The sequence below is a fragment of the Streptomyces sp. NBC_01244 genome (assembly GCF_035987325.1).
Taxonomy (GTDB): Bacteria; Actinomycetota; Actinomycetes; order Streptomycetales; family Streptomycetaceae; genus Streptomyces.
The window spans coordinates 7,617,397-7,631,740 of record NZ_CP108488.1 but is presented as its reverse complement, the minus strand read 5'-3'; the positions used below and the strand labels follow the sequence as shown (position 1 = coordinate 7,631,740).

The following is a 14,344-nucleotide window of genomic DNA, read 5'->3' as shown; positions in this document are numbered from 1 at the left end:
TCAGATAGTCGAGAAGCTTTTCGTCGTTGGTCACGGCATCTCCAGTTCCGCGTCGAGAAGTTCGAAGAGGTCTTCGGCGGAGACCTCGGTGAGGTCGGCGTCGCCGTCCGCGTGTCCGGACGTCCGGGCGGTCTTGTCGTTCCAGGCCGAGAGGAGTGCGCGCAGCCGCCTGCCGATCTCTTCCTGCTCCGTCGTGGCGGCCTCGGCGGAGGCGAGCAGCCGCTCCAGGCGGTCGATCTCCCTGTTTACAGAGACCGGGGCCTCGGAGACCGCGGCCTCAGAGGCACTCGCGGCCACCTCTACCTCCTCTCCGAGCCTGGCGATCAGGTCGGCCGGGGTGGGGCAGTCGAACATCAGGGTGGGCGGCAGTCTGAGGCCGGTGGCCGTGACCAGCCGGTCTCGCAGTTCTATCGCGGTGAGCGAGTCGATTCCCAAGTCCTTGAAGCTTTGTGTCATGTCGATGTCCCCGGGTTCGTCATGTCCGAAGACGTGCGCCGCGATGCGGCGGACGATGCCGGTGAGCCGGCGTTCGGCCGCATCGGCGGTGAGCCCGGTCAGCAGCGACAGGTCGGCCGCCTGCTCCGGCTCGGGCTCCTCCTGGGGCAGTACGGCCGCCGGTTCGCCGGTGGCAGCCGTCGGCCGGGGGGCGTCCAGCCAGTAGCGCCGGTTCTGGAAGGGGTAGGTGGGGAGCTCCACCTTGCGGGCCCCGGACGCCTCGTCCAGGGGGATGCCTTGGGCGAGCAGACCGGTCACGGCACTGGTGAGCGTCTGCGTCTCGGGGCGGCCGCGACGTAGCGTCGGTACGAGGGTCACGCCCTCGGACGCGCACGATTTGGCCAGGGCAGTGAGGGTGGCATCGGGGCCGACCTCGATGAAGCGGGTCGCGCCGTGGGCCTCCAGAGCTCGTACGGCGTCGTGGAAGCGGACGGTCTGACGGACGTGGCGGATCCAGTAGTCGGGGGAAGCGAACTCCTCACCGGGAATCAGCTCGCCCGTGACGGTGGAGACCACCGGCAGATCGGGCTTCCCGAAGGACAGGCTTTCCACGACCGTGCGGAACTCGTCGAGCATCGGGTCCATCAACGGCGAATGGAAAGCATGACTCACCTTCAGACGACGGGTCTTGACACCCCGCTCTTCGAGAATGGCCACCACCTCGGCCATGGCACTGTCGGCGCCGGAAAGGACCACGGACTGAGGCCCGTTGACCGCGCCCAGGCTCAACACGTCCTCACGGTCGGCGAGCAGCGGCGTGACGTCCTCTTCGGAGGCCGTCACCGCGACCATGCCCCCACCGGCAGGCAGGGCCTGCATCAACGCGCCCCGTGCGACGACGAGTCGTGCGGCGTCGGCGAGGGAAAGCACGCCGGCCGCGTGCGCGGCAGCGATCTCACCGATGGAATGCCCCGCCAAGACGTCAGGGCGCACGCCCCATGACTCCAGGAGCCGGAACAGCGCCACTTCGAGAGCGAAGACAGCCGGCTGCGTCAGCTCCGTGCGATCGAGAACACCGTCCGCACCCTCGAAAACGTCCTGCCTCAACGACCCAGCCAGGAACGGGTCGACAGCCCCACACACCGCATCGAAAGCCGACGCGAAGACAGGGAAGGCGTCATACAACTCACGCCCCATCCCGACCCGCTGCGAACCCTGCCCCGTAAACAGGAACGCCTGCAGGCCGGCGTCATCGGAGTGCTGTACGGAGCCCGCGACCACCTCGCCCGCCGTGACCGCGGCAAGGCCGGTGAGGAAGTCCTCGTGGTGCCGGCCGAGCACCACGGCCCGGTGGTCGAAGGAGGAGCGGGTGGCAAGCAGCGAGTAGGCGACGTCCATCGTGTCCAGCTCGGGGTGCGCGCGCAGGTGGTCCATGAGCCGCTGTGCCTGGTCGCGCAGGGCGGCCGGAGACTTCGCCGTGAGGGTCCACGGGACCAGCGCGTCAACGCTGTTCCGCTCGGAGGGCGTGCCCTGGCTTTCCTCTGCGGGTGCTTGTTCGAGGATGACGTGGGCGTTGGTTCCGCTGATGCCGAAGGAGGAGACGGCGGCGCGGCGCGGCCGGCCGGTCTCCGGCCACTCCCGGGCCTCGGTGAGGAGTTCCACCGCCCCCGCCGACCAGTCGATCCGGGAGGAAGGCTCACTCACGTGCAGGGTCCGGGGCAGGAGTCCGTGCTCGATCGCCTGGACCATCTTGATGATTCCGCCGACGCCCGCCGCCGCCTGCGTGTGCCCGATGTTGGACTTCAGGGAACCGAGGTACAGCGGACGGTCCTCCGTCCGCTCCTGCCCGTACGTCGCGAGCACGGCCTGGGCCTCGATCGGGTCACCGAGCCGGGTACCCGTGCCGTGCGCCTCGACCGCGTCCACCTCCGCGGCGGACAGACCCGCGTCCGCCAGCGCCGCACGAATGACACGCTGCTGCGAAGGACCGTTGGGGGCGGTCAGACCGTTGCTCGCACCGTCCTGGTTCACGGCGGAGCCCCGTACGACGGCCAGGACCCGGTGCCCATTGCGACGAGCGTCCGACAGCTTCTCCAGGAGCAGCATGCCAACGCCCTCACCCCACCCGGTGCCGTCCGCGTCATCGGAGAACGACTTGCAACGCCCGTCCGTAGCCAGACCGCGCTGACGGCTGAAGTCGATGAGGGCGGTCGGGGAAGCCATCACCGTGGCGCCTCCGGCCAGGGCGAGGGTGCACTCGCCGCGGCGCAGTGCCTGGGCGGCGAGGTGCAGGGTGACGAGCGAGGAGGAGCAGGCGGTGTCGACCGTCATCGCGGGGCCTTCGAACCCGAAGGTGTAGGAGACGCGGCCGGAGGCCACGCTGCCCGAGGCGCCGGTACCGCGGAAGCCTTCCAGCTCCTCGGGGAGTACGGGCAGGCGGCTGAGGTAGTCGCGGTACATCAGGCCGGTGTAGACGCCGGTGCGGGAGCCGCGCAGGGACAGCGGATCGATGCCCGCCCGTTCCAACGCCTCCCAGGACGTCTGCAGCAGCAGCCGCTGCTGCGGGTCCATGACGAGGGCCTCGCGCGGGGAGATCCCGAAGAAGGCCGGGTCGAAGTCGGCGGCGGTGTGCAGGAATCCGCCCTCACGGGCGTACGAGGTGCCCCGGTGGTCGGGGTCCGGGTGGTAGAGGTTCTCGGTGTCCCAGCCGCGGTCCTCGGGGAAGGGCGTGATGCCGTCCCCGCCGGACCCGACGAGCCTCCACAGGTCCTCCGGCGATTCCACCCCGCCCGGGTAACGGCAGCTCATGCCCACGATCACGATCGGGTCCTCGGCGGAGTCCCCCGAGGCCGGAGCGACGGTGGACGTGGCCGGCGCGGACTCGGCACCGTCGCCGAGCAGTTCGCGGAGCAGGTGAGTGACCAGCGCCCCCGGGTTGGGGTGATCGAAGACCAGCGTCGCGGACAGGCGCAGTCCCGTGGCGGTGTTGAGCGCGTTGCGCAGCTCGGTGGCGCTGAGGGAGTCGAAGCCCAGGTCCCGGAAGGCGCGTCCCGCGTCCAGCGACTGGGCGTCGCCGTGGCCGAGCACGTTGGCCACGTGGGTGAGGACGAGGTCCAGCACGGCCGTGGAGCGCTCCTCGGCGGGCAGCGCGAGGAGTCGGTCCCGCAGTCCGGACTCGCCGCGCGGCGTGGCTGCCGCGCGGGAGACGCTACGGGGCTGCGGGGCGCGGACCAGTCCGCGCAGCAGCGGCGCCACCGGGCGTGCCGGGTCCCGCGGTGCGGAGGTGTCGATGGGGACGGGGACGAGGGTCGCGTCGGCGTGTGACAGGGCCGCGTCCAGCAGGGCGAGACCCTGCTCGGGGGTGATCGCGGAGATGCCGGTGCGCGCCATCCGGGCGAGGTCGGCGTTGTTGAGGGTGGCTCCCATGCCGGCGGTGTGCGTGGTGTCGGCCCACAGGCCCCAGGCCAGGGAGAGGGCGGGCAGGCCCAGGTGGTGACGGTGCTCGGCGAGAGCGTCGAGGTAAGCGTTGGCGGCCGAGTAGTTGGCCTGCCCCGCACTGCCGAAGACACCGGCGGCGGAAGAGAAGAGGACGAAGGCGGAGAGGTCCAGTCCCCGCGTGAGCTCGTGAAGGTTCCAGGCCGCATCGACCTTGGGTCGCAGAACCTTCTCGATGCGCTCCGGAGTGAGCGAGGTCAGCACACCGTCGTCGAGGACACCCGCGGTATGGACCACCCCCGTGAGATCGGCCACGGAGCCCAGGAGTCCGCGCAAGGCCTCACGGTCAGAGACGTCGCACGCCGCCACGGTCACCTCGGCGCCCAACGCGGCCAACTCTTCCGCCAGTTCACCGGCCCCCTGCGCCTCCAGACCGCGTCGGCTGGTCAGGAGCAGACGGCGTACACCGTGTTCCGACACCAGATGCCGGGCCACGAGCGCACCCAGCGTGCCCGTACCACCGGTCACCAAAACCGTCCCGGAACCGAATCCGGTGCCCCCTCCGGTCGGCGCGGGCACCCGGGCCAGCCTGGCCGCCCGTACGACACCGTCACGCACGGACAGCTGCGTCTCGTCGCCGCCCAGCAGAGCGGCCGCGGCCCCGGCCGCCTCGACCTCGTCCACGTCCACCAGGCCGAACCGCCCGGGGTTCTCCGCCACCGCCGAGCGCACCAGGCCCCGCAGGGCGGCGGAGGCGGGCTCGCGGTCGGCGTCCCGCGTCAGGACCACCAGCCGCGCGTCCGCGAACCGCTCGTCCGCCAGCCACCGCTGGAGCAGTGCCAGTCCCTCCCGTACGACCGCTTGGGCGGTGTTCGCGTCGGCCCCGTTCACTTCGACGAAGGGAGCCACCACCACCTCGGGTACCGGCCCGTCAGCGGTGAGCGCGTCGAGGTCGGCGACGGCCGCGCAGCCCAGGGACGCGGCGAGGGCAGCGGCCGCCCCGGTCGAGCCGAGGACCGCCGTACGGACATCCGCGCGCGGCCCGGTCACCGGTACCCACTCCACCCGGAACAGCGAGTTCCGGTGCGCGGATCCTGCCAGCTGCCCGGCCGAGACCGGGCGCAGGGCCAGTGCCTCCACCGAGGCGACGGGCGCGCCGGTGGTGTCGGCCAGGGCGAGGGACACGGAGTCCGTACCCGGAACCGGGGCGATGCGCACCCGCAGCGCGGAGGCTCCGGCGGCCCGCAGGCGGACTCCGGACCAGGCGAAGGGCAGCCGGGCGGTGCCCTGCTGGTCGCGGAACCACAGGGCGTGCAGCGCGGAGTCGAGGAGTGCGGGGTGCAGCCCGTAGCGTGCGGCCTCCTGCGCCTGAGCCTCGGACAGCGCGACGTCGGCGTAGACCTCCTCACCCCGACGCCAGACGGCCCGTACACCCTGGAAGGCCGGACCGTACTCCAAGCCCGCTTCGGCCATGGCGGCGTACAACCCGTCCACAGCAACCGGCTCGGCACCCCGCGGCGGCCACACGCTCAAGTCGAAGCCGGCCTCCCCCACCTCCACCTCCACCGACAGCACACCACTCGCATGCCGCACCCAAGGACCGTCCTCCTCCGTACGGGAGTGGAGGCCGGCGGTGCGCCGTCCGGCCGGGTCCGCCGCGCCCAGCGTCAGCTGGACCTGGGTGCTGCCCGTCGCGGACAGCACCAGCGGTGCTTCCAGGGTGAGTTCTTCGAGGGTGGGGCTGCCGGCCCGTTCCCCGGCGTGCAGGACGAGTTCGACGAGTGCGGCGCCCGGCACGACGACGCTGCCGAAGACGGCGTGGTCGGACAGCCACGGGTGGCTGCGCAGCGACAGGCTTCCGGTGAACAGGTGCTGGTCGGCGTCCGCCAGGGTCACCCGTGCGCCCAGCAGCGGGTGACCGGCGTCGGCCAGTCCGATCGCGGAGGCGTCGCCCGCGCTTGCGCCTCCGGCCAGCCAGAAGCGCTGCCGCTCGAAGGCGTACGTGGGCAGGGCGACGCGCGGATCGGCGCCGAGCCCGGCGAAGAGGCCGGACCAGTCCACGGATATGCCTCGGGTGTGCAGCCGGGCGAGCGCGGTGACCAGCGACTCCAGTTCGCAGCCGCCCCTTTGCAGGGCGGGGACCAGCGCGTCGGCATCGGTGTCGAGGAGGCAGTCCTGACCCATCTGCGTCTGCATGCCGATCGGGCCGACCTCGAGGTACGTCGCGACGCCTTGGGCCTCCAGGGTGCGGATGCTGTCGTAGAAGCGGGCACCCTCGCGGATGTGGCGCACCCAGTACTCGGCGCCCGGGACCTCTCCGTCCGGGAACTGCCGACCGGTGAGCCCGTCGATCATCGGAACGGTCGGCATCCGGTAGTCGAGACCTCGGGCGAAAGCGTCGAACTCGCCGAGCATCGGCTCCATGTGCGCGGAGTGGAAGGCGTGGCTGACCTCGACCCGGTGGGTCCTGCGGCCCCGCTCGCGCCAGTAGGCGGCAGTCGCCTGTACGGCTTCCTCCTCGCCGGAGACCACCACGGCGCGCGGGCCGTTGACCAGGGCGAGGGAGAGCCGGCCGGCGATCCCGAGTTCGTCGAGGCAGGCGCGGACCTCGTCCTCACCGGCCTCCAGCGCGATCATCGCGCCCCCTTCGGGAAGCGCCTCGATCAGCCGGCTGCGCGTGGCGAGCAGCCGCGCGGTGTCCTCGAGCGGGAGGACCCCGGCGGCGTACAGGGCGGCGTAGTCACCGAGCGAACCGCCGGACACGATGTCGGGCCGCAGACCCCAGTGCGCCAACAGCCGGTACAGGGCTGCTTCCAGCGCGAAGATCGCGGGAGCCGACCACCCGGTGCGGTTGAGGAGCGCCGCCTCCGGTGTGCCTTCGGCGGCGAAGACGACCTCCTTGAGCGGACGCCCCAGGTGCGGATCGAGGACCGCGCACGCCTCGTCGAACGCCTCGGCGTAGACGGGGAAAGCGTCGTACAACTCACGGCCCATGCCGGGGCGCTGGCTGCCCTGGAAGGTGAACAGGAAGGCCAGCGCGCCTTCGACGGGGGTGCCGCGGACCAGTCCGGGGGTCTGCTCGCCGTGGGCCAGGGCGTCGAGGCCGTCCAGCAGTTCGCCTCGGTCGCGGGCGAGGAGGGCGGCGCGATGGTCGAGGGTGGCGCGGGTGGTGGCCAGGGCGGCGGCCAGGTCGGCCGGCCGGAGGTCGGGGTGTTCCCGCAGGTGGGCGGCCAGGCGTTCGGCTTGACCGCACAGTGCCGCCTCGGAAGCGGCGGACAGCAGGAACGGCAGGAGGGGCAGGCGGGCGGCGCCCGGGGTCGCGGGCCGCTCGTTCTCGACCTCGACCTCGACCTCGCCCTCGACCTCGCCTTCGCCTTCGACCTCGTTCTCGTTCTCGTCTGCGGGTGCTTGTTCGAGGATGACGTGGGCGTTGGTTCCGCTGATGCCGAAGGAGGAGACGGCGGCGCGGCGCGGCTGCCCGGTCTCCGGCCACTCCCGGGCCTCGGTGAGGAGTTCCACCGCCCCCGCCGACCAGTCGATCCGGGAGGAAGGCTCACTCACGTGCAGGGTCCGGGGCAGCAGCCCGTGCTCGATCGCCTGGACCATCTTGATGATTCCGCCGACGCCCGCCGCCGCCTGCGTGTGCCCGATGTTGGACTTCAGGGAACCGAGGTACAGCGGACGATCGCCCGTCCGCTCCTGCCCGTACGTCGCGAGCACGGCCTGGGCCTCGATCGGGTCACCGAGCCGGGTACCCGTGCCGTGCGCCTCGACCGCGTCCACCTCGGCGGGGGTCAGGCGTGCATCGGCGAGCGCAGCGTGGATGACGCGCTGCTGGGAAGGGCCGTTGGGGGCGGTCAGACCGTTACTGGCACCGTCCTGGTTCACGGCGGAGCCCCGAACGACGGCCAGGACCCGGTGCCCGTTACGGCGGGCGTCCGACAGCCTTTCGAGGAGGAGCATGCCGATGCCCTCGCCCCACCCGGTGCCGTCGGCATCGTCGGAGAACGACTTGCAACGCCCGTCCGTGGCCAGACCGCGCTGACGGCTGAAATCGACGAAGGTGCTGGGCGTCGACATCACCGTCACGCCGCCCGCGAGGGCGAGGGTGCACTCGCCGCGGCGCAGTGCCTGGGCGGCGAGGTGCAGGGTGACGAGCGAGGAGGAGCAGGCGGTGTCGACCGTCAGCGCCGGGCCCTCCAGGCCGAAGACGTACGAGACCCGGCCGGAGGCGATGCTGCCCGCCGTACCGCTGCCGAGGTAGCCCTCCAGGTCCTGCGGCGGGGTACCGATCTTCGAGGCGTAGTCGTGGTACATCAGGCCGGTGTAGACGCCGGTGCGGGAGCCGCGCAGGGACAGCGGGTCGATGCCGGCGCGCTCGAACACCTCCCAGGAGGTGTGGAGCAGGAGCCGCTGCTGCGGGTCCATGGCCAGCGCCTCACGCGGTGAGATTCCGAAGAGTGCGGGGTCGAACTCCCCCGCACTGTGCAGGAATCCGCCCTCACGGGCGTACGAGGTGCCCCGGTGGTCGGGGTCCGGGTCGTAGAGGTTCTCGGTGTCCCAGCCGCGGTCCTCGGGGAAGGGGGTGACGCCGTCCCCGCCGGACCCGACGAGCCTCCACAGGTCCTCGGGGGATTCCACCCCGCCCGGGTATCGGCAGCTCATGCCCACGATCGCGATCGGCTCGTGGGCCTCCTCTTCGATGTCGTTGAGGCGCTGATTGGCCTGACGCAGATCTGTGGTGACCCGCTTGAGGTATTCGACAAGCTTGGTTTCGTCCGCCACGGCGGTGTTCCTTCCAGGATCAGTTGTCCGACGGGGCGGTCAGGAGTCGCCGAATTCCGCGTCGATGAGGTCAAGGAGCTCGTCCGCCGTCGCCAATTCGATCGCCAGCGCACCGGAGTCGGTGGGCACGGGGGCGGTCTCGGGGGCCAGGGCGGCGAGCAGTGCGCGCAGCCGGGTCCCGGCGGCGGCGCGTACGCCGTCGTCGTCCGGGCCGAGCGCTTCGAGCGTGCCGGTCAGGAGGTCCAGTTGCTCCAGCACTCGGGCACCGGGCTCCTCGCGGGGCAGCAGCAGACCGAGGAGGAACTCGGTCAGGGCATTGACGTCGGCGTAGTCGAACACGATCGTCGCGGGGAGCTTCAGCCCGGTGGACGCGCCCAGCGCGTTGCGCAGTTCGAAGGTGCTGAGGGAATCGAAGCCGAGGTTCTGGAAGGAGCGCCCGGTGGCGACCGCCTGCGGTCCGGCGAAGCCCAGCACCGACGCCACGTGCGTACGGACCAGGTCGCGCACGTACCGGGAGCGGTCCTCGGCGGGCAGCGCCCGCAGCCGGTCCGCGAGCGGGAGCGCCGTGCCGCCGGGGGTACCCGCGGCACCGATGGCCCGCGCGGCGACCGACCGGCGGGCCCGGGCAGGGGCGAGCGCGCGCAGCAGCGGCGGGAGTTCGCGACCGCTGCTCTGGAGCGCCGCCAGGTCCAGGGGCGCGGGGACCAGCACCGCCGCGTCGCCGTATGACAGCGCGGAGTCCAGCAGGGCGAGTCCCTGTGCCTCGGAAAGGGGGAGGAATCCCGTACGGGCGATCCGGGCGAGGTCGGCGTTGTTGAGGGTGGCTCCCATGCCGGCGGTGTGCGTGGTGTCGGCCCACAGTCCCCAGGCCAGGGAGAGGGCGGGCAGGCCCAGGTGGTGACGGTGCTCGGCGAGAGCGTCGAGGTAGGCGTTGGCGGCCGAGTAGTTGGCCTGCCCCGCACTGCCGAAGACACCGGCGGCGGAAGAGAAGAGGACGAAGGCGGAGAGGTCCAGTCCCCGCGTGAGCTCGTGGAGGTTCCAGGCCGCATCGACCTTGGGTCGCAGAACCTTCTCGATGCGCTCCGGAGTGAGCGAGGTCAGCACACCGTCGTCGAGGACACCCGCGGTATGGACCACCCCCGTGAGATCGGCCACGGAGCCCAGGAGTCCGCGCAAGGCCTCACGGTCAGAGACGTCGCACGCCGCCACGGTCACCTCGGCACCCAACGCGGCCAACTCTTCCGCCAGTTCACCGGCCCCCTGCGCCTCCAGACCGCGTCGGCTGGTCAGGAGCAGACGGCGTACACCGTGTTCCGACACCAGATGCCGGGCCACGAGCGCACCCAGCGTGCCCGTACCACCGGTCACCAGAACCGTCCCCGGACCAAACCCGGAGCCCCTTGCTCCGGTTGCTTCCGTTGCTTCCGTTGCCTCCGTTGCTTCCGCGCGCACCAGTCGCCGGGCGAACGACGCGCCCGGCCGCAGATCGGTCTCCGGCTCCTCCGTGGCGACGACGGCCGGAAGCAGGGCGAGCGACGCGGGGTCCCCGTCCGTGCCGACCAGCACGATGCGGCCGGGGTTTTCGGCCTGGGCGGACCGCACCAGGCCCCGCAGGGCGGCGGAGGCGGGCTCGCGGTCGGCGTCCCGCGTCAGGACCACCAGCCGCGCGTCCGCGAACCGCTCGTCCGCCAGCCACTCCCGCAGGACGGCCAGACCTTGCCGCACGGTCGTGTGCGCGGTCGCCGCGTCGGGTCCGGGCGCCCCGAGGGTCCCCGGAGTCCCCGGAGTCCCGAGGAACGGTACGACGACCAGCTCGGGCACCGGGCCGGCGGCGGCGAGCGCCGCCAGGTCCGGATACGTGGTGTGCCCGGGGAGGAACACGGCGGCATCGTGGCCGACCACCGTGAGCCCGCCGGAACCCACGGGGGCCTCCGTGGCGGGCACTGGGCTCCACGCCACCCGGAACAGCGTGTCGTGGACCGCAGCCCCGCCGAGCTGCGCGGCCGATACGGATCTCAGCGCGAGTGCCTCCACCGAGGCCACGGGCTTGCCGTCCGCATCGGCGACCTGCACGGAGAGCGAGTCGGTCCCCGTGGGGGTCAGCCGGACCCGCAACTCCGTCGCGCCGGTGGCGTACAGGCGCACCGCGCTCCAGGCGAACGGCAGCTTCCGCTCGCCCTGCCCGTCGCCGCCGAGGAACACACCGTGCAGCGCGGAGTCGAGGAGTGCGGGGTGCAGACCGTAGCGTGCGGCCTCCTGCGCCTGAGCCTCGGACAGCACGACGTCGGCGTAGACCTCCTCACCCCGACGCCAGACGGCCCGTACACCCTGGAAGGCCGGACCGTACTCCAAGCCCGCTTCGGCCATGGCGGCGTACAGCCCGTCCACGGCAACCGGCTCGGCACCCCGCGGCGGCCACACGCTCAAGTCGAAGCCGGCCTCCCCCACCTCCACCTCCACCTCCACTGACAGCACACCACTCGCATGCCGCACCCAAGGACCGTCCTCCTCGGTACGGGAGTGGACCTCGATGGTGCGGGCCCCGGTCGCGTCGGACTCGCCGACGGACAGGTGCAGCTGGACGCCGCCTCGCTCGGGGATCACCAGCGGTGCCTGGAGGGTGAGTTCGTCCAGGGTTGTGGTGCCGAGGTGTTCGCCGGCGCTGAGTGCCAGTTCGACGAGGGCGGTGCCGGGGAGGAGGACGTTGCCGAGTACGGCGTGGTCGGCGAGCCAGGGGTGCGTCTGGAGGGAGAGACGGCCGGTGAAGGCGAGGGTGTCGGTTCCGGGCTGGTCGATGAATCCACCCAGGAGCGGGTGGCCGGCATCGCTCAGGCCGAAGGCCGAGGCACTGCCCTGGGCGCGGTTGCCGGGGGCGGGCGTGAGCCAGTAGTGCTGGTGCTGGAAGGGGTAGGTGGGCAGGTCCGTCCGGCGTGCGCCGGAGCCCGCGAAGAAGGCCTCCCAGTCGACCCTGCCACCGTGCGCGAAGACCGTGCCGAGAGCGGAGAGCAGGGTCCGGGCTTCGGGGCGGCCCTTGCGCAGGGAGGCCGCGAAGGCCGTCCCCGTTCCACCGCTGAGGGAAGTCTGTGCCAGGGCGGTGAGGGTGGCATCAGGGCCGACCTCGATGAAACGCGTGACGCCGTGGGCTTCGAGGGCTCGTACCGCGTCGTGGAAGCGGACGGTCTGGCGGACATGCCCGATCCAGTACTCGGGGGAAGCGAACTCCTCACCGGGAATCAACTCGCCCGTGACGGTGGAGACCACCGGCAGGTCGGGCTTCCCGAAGGACAGGCTTTCCACGACCGTGCGGAACTCGTCGAGCATCGGGTCCATCAACGGCGAGTGGAAAGCATGACTCACCTTCAGACGACGGGTCTTGACACCCCGCTCTTCCAGGACGGCCACCACCTCGGCCAGCGCCGAGTCGGCACCCGAAAGGACAACGGACTGAAGTCCGTTGACCGCCCCGAGGCTCAGCACGTCATCGCGGCCGGCGAGCAGCGGCCTGACGTCGTCCTCGGAAGCCGTCACCGCGACCATGCCCCCGCCCGCGGGCAGACCCTGCATCAACGCACCCCGCGCGACCACCAGACGTGCAGCGTCGGTCAGGGACAGCACACCGGCCACGTGTGCGGCAGCGATCTCACCGATGGAGTGACCCGCCAGGACGTCAGGGCGCACGCCCCATGACTCCAGGAGCCGGAACAGCGCCACTTCGAGAGCGAAGACAGCCGGCTGCGTCAGCTCCGTGCGATCGAGAACACCATCCTCACCCTCAAAGACGTCCTGCTTCAACGCCCTGCCCAGCAACGGGTCGACAGCCTCACACACGGCGTCGAAGGCCGAGGCGAACGCGGGGAACGCCCCATAGAGCTCACGCCCCATCCCGACCCGCTGCGAACCCTGCCCCGTGAACAAGAACGCCTGCGAACCGCGCACCGCGACTCCCAGCTCCGCATCGGCCACCGCCGTCCCCTCTGCGAGGGATGCGAGGGATGCGAGGGAGTGGAGGGCGCGCAGCGCCTCCTCCCGCCCCTCCGCCACGACGACGGCTCGGTGTTCGAGGGCTGACCTTGTCGTCGCGAGCGAGTACGCGATCGAGGGGACAGCCGCTTCCTGGTTCTCGTCCCAGAAGGCGGCCAGTCGCGCGGCCTGCTCCCGCAGCGCCTCCTGCGAGTCGGCGGACAGCACGAGCGGTACCACACCAGGAGCAGGGGTGGCCGCGGTGGCAGCGTCCGGTTCCTCTGCGGGTGCTTGTTCGAGGATGACGTGGGCGTTGGTTCCGCTGATGCCGAAGGAGGAGACGGCGGCGCGGCGCGGCCGGCCGGTCTCCGGCCACTCCCGGGCCTCGGTGAGGAGTTCCACCGCCCCCGCCGACCAGTCGATCCGGGAAGAGGGTTCGCTGACGTGCAGGGTCTGGGGCAGGAGTCCGTGCTGGATCGCCTGGACCATCTTGATGATTCCGCCGACGCCCGCCGCCGCCTGCGTGTGCCCGATGTTGGACTTCAGGGAACCGAGGTACAGCGGACGGTCCTCCGTCCGCTCCTGCCCGTACGTCGCGAGCACGGCCTGGGCCTCGATCGGGTCACCGAGCCGGGTACCCGTGCCGTGCGCCTCGACCGCGTCCACCTCCGCGGCGGACAGACCCGCGTCCGCCAGCGCCGCACGAATGACACGCTGCTGCGAAGGACCGTTGGGGGCGGTCAGACCGTTGCTCGCACCGTCCTGGTTCACGGCGGAGCCCCGTACGACGGCCAGGACCCGGTGCCCATTGCGACGAGCGTCCGACAGCTTCTCCAGGAGGAGCATGCCAACGCCCTCACCCCACCCGGTGCCGTCCGCGTCATCGGAGAACGACTTGCAACGCCCGTCCGTAGCCAGACCGCGCTGACGGCTGAAATCGACGAAGATGTCCGGCGTGTGCATCACCGCGACGCCTCCGGCCAGGGCCAGGGTGCACTCGCCGCGGCGTAGCGCCTGGGCCGCGAGGTGCAGGGTGACGAGCGAGGACGAGCAGGCCGTGTCGACCGTCAGTGCCGGGCCCTCCAGGCCGAAGACGTACGAGACCCGGCCCGAGGCGACGCTGCCCACGTCGGCCGTTCCCCTGAAGCCTTCGAGCTCCTCGGGGAGCTCGGACAGCCGGGTCAGGTAGTCGTGGTACATGAACCCCGTGAACACACCGGTGCGGGAGCCGCCGACGGACAGCGGATCGATCCCGGCGCGCTCGAACGCCTCCCAGGACGTCTCGAGGAGGAGCCGCTGCTGCGGGTCCATGGCGAGTGCCTCACGCGGTGAGATGCCGAAGAGTGCGGGGTCGAACTCGCCGGCACTGTGCAGGAATCCGCCCTCTTCGGCGTACGAAGTGCCCCGGTGGTCGGGGTCCGGGTGGAACAGGCCGTCCAGGTCCCAGCCACGGTCCGCCGGGAACCGGGAGACGCCGTCCGCGCCCGATTCCACGAGCCTCCACAGGTCCTCCGGGGATTCCACCCCGCCCGGGTAGCGGCAGCTCATGCCCACGATCGCGATGGGTTCGGCGGGGCCGTTCTCGATCTCCTGGAGCCGCCTCCGGGTCTCCTGCAGGTCGGCAGTGACCCGCTTGAGGTAGGAACGGAGCTTGTCCTCGTTCGTCGCCGTGGTCACTGGGTTCGCCTCGCGATGTCGTTCGTGCGTCGGAATCGGTCCGGATACGGGG

At 71.5% G+C, this 14,344-nt stretch carries 1 protein-coding gene and 1 pseudogene; both read right to left on the bottom strand.

Going from position 1 to position 14,344, the window contains the following annotated elements; all coding sequences use genetic code 11:
- Positions 1–30: 30 nt before the first annotated feature.
- A complete protein-coding gene (locus OG247_RS33900) occupies positions 31–8,655 on the bottom strand; it encodes an SDR family NAD(P)-dependent oxidoreductase (protein WP_327255773.1) in 8,625 nt (2,874 codons plus the stop codon).
- 39 nt (positions 8,656–8,694) lie between these two features.
- Positions 8,695–14,241 (bottom strand): annotated as a pseudogene (locus OG247_RS33895) (SDR family NAD(P)-dependent oxidoreductase); the annotation flags it as partial.
- Positions 14,242–14,344: the final 103 nt, after the last annotated feature.